Annotated in this window: 11 protein-coding genes and 1 pseudogene; 7 read left to right on the top strand and 5 right to left on the bottom strand. The window is 50.0% G+C overall.

The window, feature by feature from the left end:
- Together QVO66_RS09265 and QVO66_RS09270 are read left to right on the top strand one after the other, a co-directional pair.
- Nucleotides 1-2,969, top strand: a 2,969-nt coding sequence (locus QVO66_RS09265) for an efflux RND transporter permease subunit (RefSeq protein WP_288172777.1), incomplete at its 5' end; no start/stop codon positions are given.
- A complete protein-coding gene (locus tag QVO66_RS09270; RefSeq protein WP_021855202.1) occupies nt 2,966-4,348 on the top strand; it encodes an efflux transporter outer membrane subunit in 1,383 nt (460 codons plus the stop codon). The genes QVO66_RS09265 and QVO66_RS09270, both read left to right, overlap by 4 nt.
- A 359-nt stretch (nt 4,349-4,707) precedes the next feature.
- On the opposite strand, the gene QVO66_RS09275 is transcribed toward QVO66_RS09270, so the two are convergent.
- The 3 genes from QVO66_RS09275 to QVO66_RS09285 form a co-directional block, all read right to left on the bottom strand.
- A complete protein-coding gene (locus tag QVO66_RS09275) occupies nt 4,708-6,063 on the bottom strand; it encodes a dipeptidase (protein ID WP_021855203.1) in 1,356 nt (451 codons plus the stop codon).
- 756 nt (nt 6,064-6,819) lie between these two features.
- Entirely contained in the window at nt 6,820-8,001 is a 1,182-nt protein-coding gene (locus QVO66_RS09280; protein ID WP_021855205.1) for an MFS transporter, read from the bottom strand.
- 13 nt (nt 8,002-8,014) lie between these two features.
- On the bottom strand, nt 8,015-8,341 hold the full coding sequence (locus tag QVO66_RS09285; protein ID WP_021855206.1) for a DMT family transporter: 327 nt from the start codon (nt 8,339-8,341) through the stop codon (nt 8,015-8,017).
- Between the two features lie 160 nt (nt 8,342-8,501).
- Here QVO66_RS09285 and QVO66_RS09290 point away from each other — a divergent pair, with 160 nt between their 5' ends.
- Nucleotides 8,502-9,065 (top strand): Crp/Fnr family transcriptional regulator, encoded by a 564-nt coding sequence (locus tag QVO66_RS09290; protein WP_021855207.1) that lies wholly within the window; start codon nt 8,502-8,504, stop codon nt 9,063-9,065.
- A gap of 102 nt (nt 9,066-9,167) precedes the next feature.
- Here the strand turns inward: QVO66_RS09290 and QVO66_RS09295 are convergent.
- Nucleotides 9,168-9,503, bottom strand: a pseudogene (locus QVO66_RS09295) (MobV family relaxase); the annotation flags it as partial.
- A gap of 274 nt (nt 9,504-9,777) precedes the next feature.
- Between QVO66_RS09295 and QVO66_RS09300 the strand changes: the two are divergent.
- The 3 genes from QVO66_RS09300 to QVO66_RS09310 all read left to right on the top strand — a co-directional run bounded on the left by QVO66_RS09300 (nt 9,778) and on the right by QVO66_RS09310 (nt 12,428).
- A complete protein-coding gene (locus QVO66_RS09300; RefSeq protein ID WP_021855209.1) occupies nt 9,778-10,113 on the top strand; it encodes a cupin domain-containing protein in 336 nt (111 codons plus the stop codon).
- A gap of 377 nt (nt 10,114-10,490) precedes the next feature.
- Nucleotides 10,491-11,381, top strand: a complete 891-nt coding sequence (locus QVO66_RS09305; protein ID WP_288172779.1) for a hypothetical protein — start codon at nt 10,491-10,493, stop codon at nt 11,379-11,381.
- A gap of 57 nt (nt 11,382-11,438) precedes the next feature.
- Nucleotides 11,439-12,428, top strand: coding sequence for an alpha/beta hydrolase (locus QVO66_RS09310; protein ID WP_021855211.1), 990 nt, complete (start codon nt 11,439-11,441; stop codon nt 12,426-12,428).
- 380 nt (nt 12,429-12,808) lie between these two features.
- On the opposite strand, the gene QVO66_RS09315 is transcribed toward QVO66_RS09310, so the two are convergent.
- The gene (locus tag QVO66_RS09315) at nt 12,809-13,903 is read right to left on the bottom strand and encodes a glycerate kinase family protein (RefSeq protein ID WP_021855212.1); all 1,095 of its coding nucleotides are present in this window, start codon (nt 13,901-13,903) and stop codon (nt 12,809-12,811) included.
- A gap of 407 nt (nt 13,904-14,310) precedes the next feature.
- Here QVO66_RS09315 and ilvA point away from each other — a divergent pair, with 407 nt between their 5' ends.
- Nucleotides 14,311-15,504: a threonine ammonia-lyase gene (gene ilvA / locus QVO66_RS09320; RefSeq protein ID WP_021855214.1), complete on the top strand. Its 1,194-nt coding sequence runs from the start codon at nt 14,311-14,313 to the stop codon at nt 15,502-15,504.
- The last annotated feature ends 68 nt before the right edge of the window (nt 15,505-15,572 follow it).

Here is a 15,572-nt window from a genome sequence, read left to right on the forward strand (position 1 = left end):
TGCAGAAGAGCGTCATCGTGCCCTTGGAGGAAGCCATCAACGGCGTGGAAAACATGACCTATATGACCTCAACGGCCAGCAACACCGGCAGCGCCGAGATCACAGTGTATTTCAAGCAGGGCACCGACCCCGACATGGCTGCCGTCAACGTGCAGAACAAGGTGTCTACGGCAACGTCGCTGCTTCCTGCCGAAGTGACAAAGGTGGGTGTTACCACGATGAAGAGGCAGAGCAGCATGCTTATGATATTCGGCCTTTACAGTCCTAAGGGCACCTACGACGAGACCTTTCTTACCAACTATCTAAACATTAACGTAAAGCCGCAGCTGCAGCGTATTTCAGGCGTGGGCGAGGTGAACGTCATGGGAGGCGACTATGCCATGCGCATATGGCTAAAGCCCGACGTCATGGCGCAGTATGAGCTTGAGCCGGCCGATGTAGAGGCTGCATTGTCGAGCCAGAACATTGAGGCGTCAATCGGATCAATAGGCGAAGACTCAAAGAATGTCTACCAGTATACGCTGAAGTATCGCGGACGCCTTGAAAAGGAAAAAGAATTTGAGAATATCGTAATCAAGGCGTTCGACGACGGCCGCGTGGTCAGGCTCAGCGACATAGCCAAGGTTGAGCTCGGCTCTCAGAGCTATACATACACCGGCTCTGTGAACGGTTCGCCCGGTACGACCTGCATGATAAACCAGACAGCAGGCACCAACGCCAACGAGATAATTACCAGTATAAACAAATATCTTGAAGAACTCAAGGAGACACTGCCCGAGGATGTCGAGGTGGTAGAGCTTATGAGCACCAAGAACTTCCTTGATGCCTCTATCAATGAGGTTATTAAGACGCTCATCGAGGCCATCATCCTTGTGGTGCTCGTAGTGTACGTGTTCTTGCAGAACCCGCGCTCAACGCTTATTCCAACCATAAGCATCTTCGTGTCGCTCATCGGAACGTTTGCGGCCCTTTATGTGGCAGGCTTCAGCATCAACCTGCTGACGCTCTTTGCCCTTGTGCTTGCCATCGGTACGATTGTCGACGATGCCATAATCGTGGTCGAGGCCGTGCAGACCCGCTTTGACGAAGGCTACCGCTCGCCATACAAGGCAGCCGTTGACGCCATGAACGGTATTTCATCAGCCATCGTAACTTCAACACTCGTGTTCATGGCGGTGTTTGTTCCGGTGTCGTTCATGGGCGGCACGTCGGGCATATTCTACACACAGTTCGGCGTAACAATGGCCGTTGCCGTTGGTATATCTGCCATCAACGCCCTTACGCTGTCGCCGGCCCTGTGTGCTCTTATACTGCGTCCGAACGAAGAAATAATAGAAGGCCGCAAGCCGGGCTTCTCCACGCGCTTCCGCATGGCGTTCGACTCGTCGTTCCGCCGCATCGTGCAGAAGTACAAGTCGGGTGTCAAGTTCTTTGTCAAGCGCAAGTGGGTGGCATGGGCGTCGCTTGGTTTTGTCGTTGTGCTCCTGTTCTATCTTATGTCTACCACAAAGACCGGTCTTGTGCCGTCTGAGGACACCGGGTCAATCTTCGTGAGTCTCGATGCACCGGCAGGAAGCACTCTCGCCGAAACTGCCGAGATTATGGGACAGGTGGAGAAAGAGCTGAAAGACATACCTCAGATAGAGAACTTCAACAAGGTTGCCGGCTTCGGCATGGGTTCGGGCAGTGGCTCGTCTCACGGTATGTTCATCGTCAAGCTGAAGCACTGGGACGAACGCAAGGGCGACGAAAGCAGTGTTGATGCCATAAGCAACGAGATCTACCGCCGCACGGCACACATCAAGAACGCAACCATATTCGTGTTCTCGCCGCCTATGATATCGGGCTACGGTACGGGTAACAGTTTTGAGCTTTACATACAAGACCGCAGCGGCAAGGGCATTGATGCCTTGAGTAAGGTAACCGACGATTTCCTGGCAGAGCTTAACAAGCGGCCGGAGATAAAGATGGCATACACGTCGTTCAGTTCCAAATTCCCGCAGTACAGGGTCGACATAGACGAAGCCCAGTGTCAGCGTGCCGGCATAACCACGCAGGATGTCATCAACACGCTGTCGGGATACTTCGGAAGCATATATGCCTCTAACTTCAACCGTTTCACCAAGCTCTACCGCGTCATCATCCAGGCTCCTTCCGACAGCCGCAACAGCATGCAGTCGCTCGACAACATATATGTAAAAACTACGGGAGGCATGGCTCCTGTCAGCCAGTTTGTCAAGCTCAGCAAGACCTATGGTTCCGAGTCGCTCACCAGGTTCAACCTCTTCTCTGCCATCAACGTGCAGGGCATGCCGGCCGACGGCTACAGTTCGGGCGACGTCATCAATGCCGTAACAGAGGTGGCTGCACGCACACTGCCCACGGGCTATGGCTACGAATATTCCGGCATGACGCGCGAGGAGGCACAGATGGCCGGTTCGCACGACACCGTTATCATCTATTGCATCTGCGTGCTCTTCATCTATCTTATATTGTGTGCACTTTACGAGAGCCTGTTTGTGCCTATGGCCGTCATCATGTCTGTGCCGTTCGGTCTGGCAGGAAGTTTCCTCTTTGCCCGCATGTGGGGACTCGAAAACAACATATATCTCCAAACAGGTCTCATCATGCTCATCGGACTGCTGTCTAAGACGGCCATCCTCGTTACCGAGTATGCCACAGAGCGCCGCAAGTCGGGCATGACGCTCACTCAGGCTGCCATGAGTGCTGCCGCCGTTCGTCTGCGCCCAATCCTTATGACAGCTCTTACGATGGTGTTCGGCATGCTTCCGCTTATGTTCGCCTCAGGCGTAGGTGCCAACGGCAACCGCTCGCTCGGTGTAGGCGTGGTCGGAGGAATGGTTATCGGCACGGTTGCGCTGCTGTTCGTAACGCCGGCCTTCTTCATCGTGTTCCAGTATGTTGAAGAGCGGGTGATGAGTAAACGTAAAAATGAAAGAAGTTTATGAAAAATATAAGTCTTGTTTTGTTTATTTTGAGCGGCGTGCTGATGAGCGGCTGCCGCATCTACAGCACCTATGAGCGTCCCGGCAACCTGCCGGTTGACAGCCTTTACCGCGACGTGTCGGCCGATTCTGTTGCCTCGGCCGACACCACCTCGCTGGGCGACATGCCGTGGCAGCAGTTCTTTCAGGATGAGCATCTGAGGGAACTTATCAGCTACGGACTGAGCAACAACACCGACATGCTTACCGCCCTGTTGCGTGTCGACCAGGCTGAGGCACAGCTCAAGGCCGCCAAGCTGGCCTTCCTGCCGTCGCTCACGTTGTCGCCTCAGGGCTCGCTGAGCTCTGTCGACGGCGGCAAGCCTGCAAAGACCTACGAACTGCCCATAGAGGCCAGTTGGGAAGTCGACCTGTTCGGCAGTCTCCGTAATGCAAAGAAGAGCAGTCAGGCCACTCTCCTTCAGCAGAAAGCATATCAGCAGGCTGTACGCTCTAAGCTCATTGCCATGATAGCAATAGACTATTATGCCCTGCTTTCCATTGACAGCCAGATAGAGATAAGCCTGTCTACCCTTAATGTGTGGCGCGAGCAGGTGCGCACTATTGAGGCCCTGCTGAAGGTAGGCGAAGAAAACGAAAACGCGCTGACACAGGCACGTGCAGGACTTTATGAACTCGAGGCGTCATACAACGACCTGCTGAGACAGCAGCGTGAGGCCGAAAATGCGTTGTGCACCCTGATTGGCACTACGTCGCGCCGCATAGAGAGGGGCACGCTCGACGGGCAGCGCATGCCCGACAGCCTGTCTGCTGGCTTGCCCCTGCGTCTGCTGTCAAGACGTCCTGACGTTGTGCAGGCCGAGATGACGCTTGCTACTGCATATTATTCCACCAATCAGGCCCGTTCGGCTTTCTATCCCAGCCTCACTCTTTCTGGCAGCGCAGGCTGGACCAATTCGGCCGGACAGATAGTGTCCGATCCCGGCAGCTGGATTCTCTCGGCTCTGGCTTCGCTCACGCAGCCTATATTCAACCGCGGCAAGCTGGTGTCAAACCTGCGTGTTGCCAAGGACGAGGAGCAGATAGCCTTGCTCAGCTATAAGCAGGCACTGCTTGATGCCGGTCAGGAGGTGAACAATTATCTCTATGCGGCAGAGTCGGCCCAGCGCAGTCTCGACAGTCACAGCAAGCAGTGTGCCGAGCTTGAGCGTACCGTAAAGACATCTGACGCCCTTTATCGCACGGGCAACGCCACATATATCGAACTTCTGTCGGCTCGTCAGGAGCTGCTCAATGCGCGCCTTAGCGTAGTGTCAGACATATATAGCCGCTGCGAAGCCATCGTAAATCTTTACAGCGCCCTTGGAGGAGGATGCGAATAAGTTTATTTATATCAATTTGTTTTCTTCATACCTAGGCCCAACCTTCATTTGACGAATAATACATGAACTCTATTGACTTAATGGTCTGGCTACCGGGTTTGGGCCAAGTCGGCATGGCGTTCTGGGGTATCAACCATGTGCCGTGCCGACGTTTTTCAGTTATTTAGCGAAACATTCTGATGCATCTTTTACATACTTGCTTTACCCTTAAAGTCAATTATTAGTTCAGTTCTGTTTAAATTTTATTGGGAGTAAAAAAAAGAAAATCCAAATGTCTTTTGAACACAATCAACAAGACATTTGGATTTTTCTGCTTTCTGCTGTCTTCATGCCGGTGCAGCATCGGGCAGTGTCATTTCCTATTCATATCTTTTGTGGAATTCGATGACGGCCTCTATACCCTTGCGGAATATGTCGAGCGGCATGTTCTCGTTGGGCGAGTGGATGGCGTTGCTCTCAAGTCCGAAGCCCATCAGTACCGTCTTTACGCCCAGTATGCGCTCAAAGTCGCTTATGATAGGTATGCTTCCGCCGCGGCGCACTGCCAATGGTTTCTTGCCGAAGGCCTTCTCAAAGCCCTTTTCGGCAGCCTTATATGCCGGCATGTCTATCGGGCACACGTAGCCCTCGCCGCCGTGCATGGGCGTAACCTTCACCTTTACGTAGTCGGGCGCAATGCTGTTGATGTAGTCTACAAACAGCTTTGATATCTTTTCGTGCTGCTGATGAGGCACAAGACGGCACGACACCTTGGCGTAAGCCTTCGACGGTAGCACTGTCTTGGCGCCTTCGCCTGTGTATCCGCCCCAGATGCCGCAGATGTCGAACGACGGGCGGCAGCTGTTGCGCTCCAGCGTAGAGTAGCCTTCTTCGCCTTTCAGTGCGTTTACGCCTATTGCCTCCATATATTTCTTTTCGTCAAACGGAATCTGATGTATCATGTCGCGTTCAGCCTGCGGCACTTCCTCCACGTCATCGTAGAAGTGGGGGATGGTTATGCGGCCGTCTTTGCCCACAATGGTGGCGAGCATTTCGCATAGAGTGTTTATCGGGTTGGCCACTGCTCCTCCGAAATGGCCCGAGTGAAGGTCGCGGTTAGGTCCTGTTACCTCAATCTCCCAATAAGCCAGACCGCGCAGTCCTGTTGTCAGCGACGGCAGGTCGGCACCAAGCATACTCGTGTCCGACACCAGTATAACGTCTGCCTTGAGCAGCTCTTTATGTTTGCTGATAAATGCATTGAGGCTCGGTGAGCCTATTTCCTCTTCGCCCTCGAATATAAACTTTACGTTGTGAGTAAGCAGTTTTTCCTTAACCATATATTCAAACGCCTTAGCCTGAATCATGGCCTGCCCCTTATCGTCGTCGGCACCGCGCGCCCATATATGTCCGTCTCTGATCACCGGCTCAAACGGTTCGCTCTTCCACAGTTCCAGCGGCTCAGCCGGCATTACGTCGTAGTGGGCATATATCAGCACTGTCTTTGCATCGTCGCTCACGTGCTTTTCTGCAAACACCAGCGGATTGCCGTCGCTCGGCATCACCTCGGCCCTGTCGGCACCAGCCTCTATCAGCAGTTGGCGCCAGCGTTCGGCGCATGCCAGCATGTCCTGTTTATGACTTTTCTGCGAGCTTATGCTCGGTATGCGTATAAGGCTGAACAGCTCGTCGAGAAATCTCGACTCGTTTTCTTCGATAAATTTCTTTATTTCCATATTCTGAATTTAAGATTAATCCGCCGTAAAGTTACATCTTTTTGCGCAAAGTCAGCGCGTTTGTGCCTAATAAATGTGTCGGTTATCTGTCTTTGGCACCTTGCTGCGGCGTTTATGTTTCGTGTAAAGTTGTGCGTGATGTTATGCCTTGCATACGGCCGTGGCCTGACGGCATTATTGCCGGTCATTTGTTTACCTGAAATTACTCTATGACTTACGGGTGAAAAGTGGCCCACTTTTGCATTAAAAGTGGCCGAGTTACGGGTCGTAAACCGGCCACTAACAGTTTGAAACTAAATGCGGTTGTATTGGTTAATGAAATGCTTTTAATCATAGTCATGCAGTCGTACTTGTAAGGAAAAGAGTGTGAAAAAGTTACGATTTTTAGCCTATTTTCAAGGATGCGGCTTTTTGGCAATCTCTCACGGCTCATTATTCTGCGCTTTTGCTTATTGTTGATGATTTCACTTACTGTGGATAACTCGGCTAAATGTGTATAATTATGTTATTTATGAAAATAAGTTTTGTGTGTTACGGCTAATTTCTGTAAATCTGTGATATGAATATACCTACCAGAAATCAAAAGAGTTAGAAGTATTGCCTCATTTCAGGGTAAAGCCCTGGCAACCGTTCAAATTGCCGTGGCCTGCATTGCTTTACTTGCCTGGGTAACTCTTACGGATGTAAAAGTACAAAAATATTCAGACTGAAAGAATATTGGGGATGATTCTTTCTGCTTGTTTTTTGTACCCCTCCTTATGCAGTTTTGGATTTGAAACAATTAACAAGCAAGGAAGCCACGGTAAAAGCGATTCCCGTCCAAACCACACCTGTCCACCCGTAATGCTGCCAAGACAGACCGGAAACGAATGTACCGGCAGAACCACCCAAAAAGTAAATGGTCATATAAACGGTATTGATACGATTGATGGCAGATGCGTCAAGGGCGACTACGCTGGTCTGATTCGACAAATGGATGCATTGCATACCGGCATCAATCAGCAAGATAGCAATTATTATCCACAAATAGCTGTCATTCCCCCAAAATGCCAGTATCCATGCTGCCAACACTACGCATCCTCCGGCAATAGAGAAGAACCTCGCACCGTATTTTTGGACGTAGCCGCTGATGAAAACCACCGTGGATGCACCTGCCAGTCCACACAAACCGAGTGCTCCGATAATGTCGTCGCTAGCAAAAAAAGGTTCCTGTTTCATCCGAAAAGCAAGGCAACTCCACAAAGCGAAGAACGAGCCATAAGCCAATGCCGCCCTCAGCGATGCGATACGTAAGTACGGGTATTGGGAGAGCAGGCGCAACAAAGATTTCATCAACCCTGCATAACTTTCTTGAGAACAGGTAGACAGCGTGGGTAGCATCTTGTGAATCATCAGGAAGCATCCGAGCATAAACAAGCAAGCCACAAAATAGACGGAACGCCATCCCCATACGTCAGCCAGAAAGCCACTGAATACCCGTGAACCAAGAATGCCTATGAGCAGGCAAGATTGTATAATCCCTACGTTGCGCACCTTGTGCGCAGGGAGTGAATAGTAAGATACTAACGGAATGAAAAATTGCGGCATAACCGAAGATGTGCCGGCAAGCAATGATGCGCCCCACACCCAATAGATGTTCGGGGCAAGGGCTATGGCAAGCAAGGCGCACGAAGATATGATATAATTGGTCAATATCAGCTTCTTTCGTGAGACCAAATCACCAAGCGGGATGACAAACACAAGTCCGGTCACATAGCCTATCTGTGTCAATGTCGCTACCATGCTAGCAGAAAAGTCGTTTACCGCGAAATCTTTTGCCATGCTACCCAACAAAGGCTGGTTGTAGTAGCAGTTGGCAACGGAAAGTCCGGTAGCAACTGCCATCAGAGCCAGCAGAGGTACCGGAATGCCTTGGTTCTCTCTTAATTCATACTTCATTTGTCGCCTCCTTTCAGTATGACACGACTTTCAATCCTATCAAGGATGCAATGAGCGTGAAGAGGAAGAAAAGCCGGATGGGAGTGGCAGGTTCCTTGAAAACGAATATCCCAATCAAAACCGTACCAATCGCTCCGATTCCCGTCCAAATGGCGTACGCAGTTCCCAAAGGCAAAGTCTGTACCGCTTTGGCAAGCAAAGCCATGCTCAGTACGGTAGAGGCAAGGAAACCGCTTCCCCACAAATAAAATTCAACTCCTGATGCCGCTCTCGTTTTCCCTAAACAGAATGTGAGGCTCACCTCAAACAATCCTGCCAATAATAAGATTATCCAATTCATACCTATGATTTATTAAATTCGGGCGCAAAAATAAACAAGTAATCCCTAACAACTTTTTGCATTTGGCAAAAACAGATTTTGCATTTGATAAAAAACAGCTGTTTATTCTCGTTTCCGTATGCTATTTTATAATTTTGCACACCGACAACAGAAATGAACTATGGATATAAAGGAAATCATCAACCAAAGATATGCCATGCCGGACACATCTTTGAACAGGTTGTGGCAATGCCTGACGGAAGTTTCATATCCCAAAGGATTCCGAGTATTGGAAAACGGCAAGGTGGAGAAAGACATATTTTTCATTAGACAAGGCATTGTACGTGCCTATACTTCGGTGGACGGGAAGGAAATTACTTTTTGGGTCGGCAAAGAGGGAGCAACCCTTGTTTCTATGAAAGGCTATGTAAATGACGAGCCGGGATATGAAACAATGGAGCTGATGGAAGATTCCGTCTTATATGTATTGAAAAGGAAAAAACTGAAAGAGTTGTTTTCGGAAGACTTGCACATCGCCAATTGGGGGCGGCGTTATGCGGAGATGGAGTTGCTTGCCACTGAGGAACGGCTGATTTCTATGTTGTCCGCTATCGCTTCGGAACGGTATAAGGAACTATTGGAGAAAGAGCCTGATTTGTTACAGCGATTGCCGCTGGGAAGTATCGCCACCTATTTAGGCATCACGCAAGCGAGCTTGAGCAGGATTAGAGCACAAATAAAGTGACGTTTCAACCAACGGGAGTATTGCAAGCGGTTTGGGTCTGCCCGAAACACAAACTTGCTACCCTTCCGTTGTTATTATTTATAATCCAAAACCTTTGCCCTTTCAGTGCGGTGTAACAGTCCTCCTAATGGACGAGGACAACTTGTCAAACTGCTCCTTGAACCACTCACCAATCAGTTGCCCGTTGATGGCAAGCGCAAATTTAGCTTTGTCTGTCGGGTCTTTCACCACTTGGAAACCTGCCCTTTCAGTCTTAAACTTGCGCCTGTGTTCCTCCGAATAGAGTTCGCCCTCGTAGAACAGCGGCTTGCCGCTGATGAGCGTGGTGATTTGCCTTTCGTTGAAACCGACTTTAAGACAAAATTTCTCCATGTACACCAACTCTTGGAACAGCGGAAACCATTTTTTTGCTTTAATTTGCTTTAAGACGGTTTTCAACTGTCTGCCCAACTTCTGTGTTTTTCTTCTAACTCCCTAATTATCAAATCCTGTTGCGTTAATCTGCAACAAATCGGCGGATATTCCAGAGATTTTGTGTATCTTTGTATTTCATAAAAGTGCCCTAAGCCCTGGCCTTGTTATGGAGATATGACCAAAGAGGCGGCTGATGAGCTTTATGGCTTAACGGAGCATTTTATATAAATGACGTGCGGCTAATGGCGTTGTTGTTGGCATAAGACAGAAAAATAACGAACATAAAAATAATAAAAGTATGATTATTGATTTTGAGAAGATTAATGAAGAGTCGGTTATGAACTTTAAGGGCGGTGAAGGACAGCTCGACACACGCAACTTTGTTGACTCTGCCAATAAAATAATGATGAGCCGCTTGAAGCCGGGAGCTTCAAGCGGATATCACACTCACGAGAACAATAGTGAGATAGTTTACATAATCAGCGGCGTAGGCCATTTCCGCTATGACGACACCACGGAGAACGTGAAGGCCGGCGACGTGCATTATTGTCCGATGGGACACTCTCACGCCATGTTCAACGACGGCACAGACGACCTGGTTTATTTTGCCATCGTGCCGGAACACAAACTTTAATTCATAATTCACAATTTATAATTCATAATTGGGTTGCTTAAACGTAGTTGGGCAATCCAATTACTTTTTTATACATCAAATACGAATTATAAATATCATTTTACCGAATCCTTAATACTGCTGCGCTTTACCAACAAGACAAATCATAATTGGCTTGCGCTGAACTTTGTTTTTCCATTCTCAATTCGCCATTTTCAATTATTTTAGGGATTTCCCTATGTTTTTTAGGAAGTTATAGCGTTGCGTTATTAAAAATAATCCGTAAATTTGTAATGTTTAAAACTTATATATCTGCGCAAAACGCAGGAGCTGACTTATAAATTGGCATTGTCAGAGTTCTGCCGTGTTCAGAACCTTTAACGGAAGGAGAGTTATTTATGAAAAAAACATGTGTATTGCTTTTGTGCGCATCAATGATAGTGGCGGGCTGCACCACAGGTGCCGGCACCGGAGCTTATGCCGGTTCAACGCTCGGCGCACTGCTCGGATCTGCCATTGGAGGCATTGCAGGCGGACCGCGCGGCAGCGACATCGGTACGCTTGTGGGCATGGCAGGAGGCGCTGCCGTTGGCGGAGCCTTGGGCGCACAGGCCGACAAACAGCAGCAGGAATATCAGCGATATGAAGACGCAAGGTTTGAGCAGAAGTATGCCGAGCACCGACGTGCTGCCACAGCCGGAAACGACGGCTACGACAGGTATTACGATGACAGCTATTACAGCCGGAGCTACGACGATATGAATAACGGCGGCGGATATGAAGACAGCGGATTCGACCCTACAAACAGCGGCGACGATGTGCTCTACGACTTCAACGGCTCTGACTATACGGGCAACTACACCGCCTCTCATCCGGAACATGTCGTCCCGTCGGCGCGGTATGATGAGATTGGTACGCCGGCAAAGGTGGACGACAGGCTGCCGCTGGAGGTGCGCAACGCACGCTTTGTTGACGACAATCAGGACCACAAGCTGAGCGGCGACGAGCTGAGCAAGGTGATATTCGAGATTTACAACGTGTCGGGCTCAACGGTCTATGACGTTCAGCCAATGGTGGTTGAGACCACAGGCAACAAGCGCATATACGTGTCGAACAGCATACACGTGGAGCGCATCGTGCCGGGCAAGGGCGTAAGATATACGGCAATGGTGAAGGGCGGCAGGAAACTGAAGGACGGCACGGCCTGTTTCCGTATATATGCCGTTCAGGGCAACGGCAACGTGGTGTCTAACGTGAGTGAGTTTAACATTGCAACTGCCCGGCGCTGAGACTTGCACGGAGTGGGGCAGGGCACAGGCAGAGCTTAAATAAGGAGGAAAGAGCAGATGAAGAAAAAGAAGATTGCCTATATTTCTGTTGCGGTTGTGGCCGCATTGGTTTTGCTGACGTTCGGCGCCGGCTGGTTTATGCTCGACTATGCCCTGAAGCCCGATGAAGGACGCAGGGACACCACGGCGTTTTATAAGCAGATGAGGCAAGAGTATCCATGGACAACTCCCTGGCTCGACAGTCTGAAGCATGCCGGAGCGCTGCGCGACACCTTTATAACAACGCTCGGCGGTGAGCGCCATCATGCCCTCTTCGTGCGCAATCCACGCTCAATGGGGCGCACGGCCATACTGGTTCACGGGTATAAAGACTGCTCTATACGCATGCTGCCCATAGCAAGCATATACGAACGCATGGGGTATAACATACTGCTGCCCGACCTGCATGCCCACGGACTCAGCGACGGCAACGACATACAGATGGGGTGGAAAGACCGCAAGGACATAATACGCTGGATATATGTTGCGCGCGGAATGTTCCGCAGCACCACGTATCAGCCGCGCATGGTGCTCCACGGCGTGTCGATGGGAGCCGCCACGGTGATGAACGTGTCGGGCGAGAATCTTCCTGACGGCATCTGCTGTTTTGTTGAAGACTGCGGCTTCACGAGTGTGTGGGACGAGTTCAGCCGTCAGCTCGGCGACCAGTTCCATCTGCCCGATTTTCCTGTGCTTCATGTGGCAAGCCTGCTCTGCAAGCTGCGCTACGGCTGGACGTTCGGCGAGGCGTCTCCGCTCAGTCAGTTGGGCAAGCAGCACACGCCTATGTTCTACATCCACGGCACGTCTGACGATTATGTGCCGTCGGCAATGGTGCTTCCGCTCTACAACATGAATCCGGCTTACGAAAACAAGGCTGACAAGACGCTGCGCTATAATGACATATGGCTCACGCCGGGCTGCGCCCACGCAAAGTCGTATCACGACTATCCGTATGAATATGAACGGAAGGTGAGAAACTTTGTAAGCAAGCATGTCGGAATGTAGTAAGGGTTGAACGGATAGCGGAATTTATTCAAGGACGGAGAGCAAAACATAAGGACGTACCCGAGGTGCATCCGTCTTTCGGCTTAGAATGTTTTTATGTTGATGACATTGCTTTTATTTGGGCGTACCTGGGATACGTCCCTACAGAAAATGTGATTGGGATATTGCTTGTGGTACGTTATAAAGCTATGTAAATCAGTGATTTATAATGATGTTGATGTGGAATAAATTATTGACATAAAAAACGGACAACAGTAACGCGTTATACTGTTGTCCGTTTTATTTTCTGTATGTCAAAATGCTTAGGGCATATCCGTAAGAGTCTGATCAAGCCCTTTATAGATGATGCTTGTTCACGTCATATTGTTTCGGCTGTATATTTATACCTGTTTCTCGGTTGAGGCTTCTTCGAGCAGCAGGCGTATGGCGTTGCGTATGTTGTTGCGTGCGTTGTCTTTCTTCATCGCTTCGGTTATGTCTTCATCGTCAGGCGTTACGGCCGCTACACGCGTAAATCCGGCATCAAGCAGAGCCTGTCGGTCGTCCACTTTTCCGGCGATGAGCCATGTCGGCAGACCTTTAGCCTTTGCCGCCTTCATCACGTGATAAGGCATCTTGCCCATTAGCGTCTGGCGGTCGGCATGCCCCTCGCCCGTTATTACGCAGCAGTCTTCGGTCAGGCGGCTGCCGAAGTCGGCCAGGCTGAGCATAAGTTCGGCGCCCGCCTTCATCTCTGCTCCGAGATATTGCATGAAGGCATAGCCCAGTCCGCCTGCTGCTCCTGCTCCGGGCCTGTCGGACAAGTCGTAGCCGAAGTGGCGAGCTGATATTTCGGCAAATCTCATTGCGCGGCTGTCGAGCATCTTAATCATGTCGGGCGTTGCCCCTTTCTGCGGTCCGAACACTGCAGCAGCCCCGTCGGGGCCGTAGAGCGGATTGGTTACGTCAGAAGCAAGAGTGAAGCGGCAGCCGTCGCGCAGTTCTGCGGCAATGTCGTCAAAGTGGCCGCCCCTAGGTGCCAGCTTGTCGGTTATGGCCATCATCATGCCTATGCCCGCATCGCTTGTGGCGCTCCCGCCCAGACCTACAATAAACTTTCTGCATCCGCGCTTAAATGCCGACGCTATCAGTTCGCCTACGCCATACGACGTGGCGCGCATGGGGTTGCGCTCCTCCTCGTCTACCAGCGTCAGTCCGCATGCCTGTGCCGTCTCTATTATAGCCGTGCCATCGGCCGTTATTCCATACTCAGCCTCCGTGAGCCGCATCATTGGGCCGTGTACGGATGTTGTAACGATATCTGCTTTTAGTGCGCCGGCAAATGCTTTCAGCATGCCTTCGCCTCCGTCAGAAACAGGAATGAGTTCTGTCTGAAATCTGTTGTCGTAGTCAGTTATAGCTTCGCTGACTGCCTTTTCGGCTTCGTATGACGTAAGGCAGCCCTTAAACGAGTCTATTGCCAGAATATATTTCATGTCTTATATGTTTTTTTGAGTTTTTCTTCGGTTAATGCTCATCTTCTGCACGCCGGTTACATTCATGTGCGATGCGGTCATTGCAGACTAGGCTTTAGGCGTCAGTCATGCAGTTTTTTATTAAAACACCGCAGTCAAACTGTTTGCCGGCTGTGCCGCCGTAAAAAATCTGTACAGGCTTTAACTTGCGCAAAGGTAAGCATTTATTATGATTTGCACAAACAATGAAATCATGCATGTTGCATTTATGCAAGTTTTGTCCTTTTTGAAAACAGATGACGTTCCTTTTTGTTTTTCCATTGGTACGGGACATTATGTTAAATAGGTGAAAATAAATAGGACGATATTCGTCGGCTACGAAAAAATGTTGTAATTTTGTGTTACCAAAATCTGTTAAATTTAATATTATGTTCAATTTAGATGATCTTTACAGAGCGCGGTATGTGCTTGGTGAAATATTAAGACGTACTGACCTTGTCAGAGCTCCTAAGCTTAATCCGGAAAGTGATATATATCTGAAACCGGAGAACCTTCAGATAACAGGTTCGTTCAAGATCCGCGGAGCTTATTACAAAATATCTCAGCTTACAGAGGAAGAAAAGAAGCGCGGCGTTGTGGCCTGCTCAGCCGGCAACCATGCCCAGGGCGTGGCTCTCGGTGCTACGTCACACGGCATCAAGTCGCTCATCTGTCTTCCTGAAGGCGCGCCTATCAGCAAGGTTGAGGCTACGCGTCGTCTCGGTGCCGAGATTTGTCTCGTGCCCGGTGTTTACGATGATGCATATCAGCGTGCAATGCAGTTGCGCGACGAGATGGGTTACACCTTCGTTCATCCGTTCAACGACGAACACGTGATAGCAGGACAAGGCACAATAGGTCTAGAACTGCTCGAGCAGCTTCCTGATGTTCAGGCAGTTGTCGTGCCTATCGGCGGTGGCGGTCTGATCAGTGGTGTGGCATACGCCATGAAGTCGCTCAATCCTAAAATAGAGATTTATGGCGTTCAGGCTGCCGGTGCTCCCAGCATGTATGAGAGCATCAAGCAGAAACAGGCTATAACATTGCCTCAGGTGTCTACTGTTGCCGACGGTATTGCCGTTAAGACTCCTGGCGACCTTACTTACGACATCTGCTCAAAGTATGTTGACGATATCTGCACCGTGTCTGAAGACGAGATATGCGCAGCAATTCTGCGTCTGCTTGAAGAGGAGAAGATCGTTGCCGAAGGAGCAGGAGCTGTAAGCGTTGCGGCTGCTATGTTCAACAAGGTGCCTATCAAGGGCAAGAAGACCATCTGTCTTGTCAGTGGCGGAAACATCGACGTTACTATTCTTAACCGTGTTATCAACCGCGGTCTGGAGAAGGGCGGCCGTATATGCACAATATCAATGGAGCTTGACGACAAACCCGGACAGCTCTATGAGGTCAACGGCGTTATCGCAGGCATGGGCGGCAATGTGCTTAGCGTATATCATGAGCGCAGCGCATACAGCAAGAAGATCAATGCATGTGAGCTGAGCGTAAAGATTGAGACACGTAACCACGAGCATGTGGAGGAGATTAAGGAGAGCCTGAAGTCAAAGGGCTTCAAACTTAAATAGTCAGCCTTCCGGCGGCGTGTGTACAGTCATGGCGCGGCAGTTGCTTATGCGTATGGTGTGTCATGCAG

The sequence above is a fragment of the Prevotella sp. CAG:255 genome (assembly GCF_000431195.1).
Taxonomy (GTDB): Bacteria; Bacteroidota; Bacteroidia; order Bacteroidales; family Bacteroidaceae; genus Prevotella; species Prevotella rara.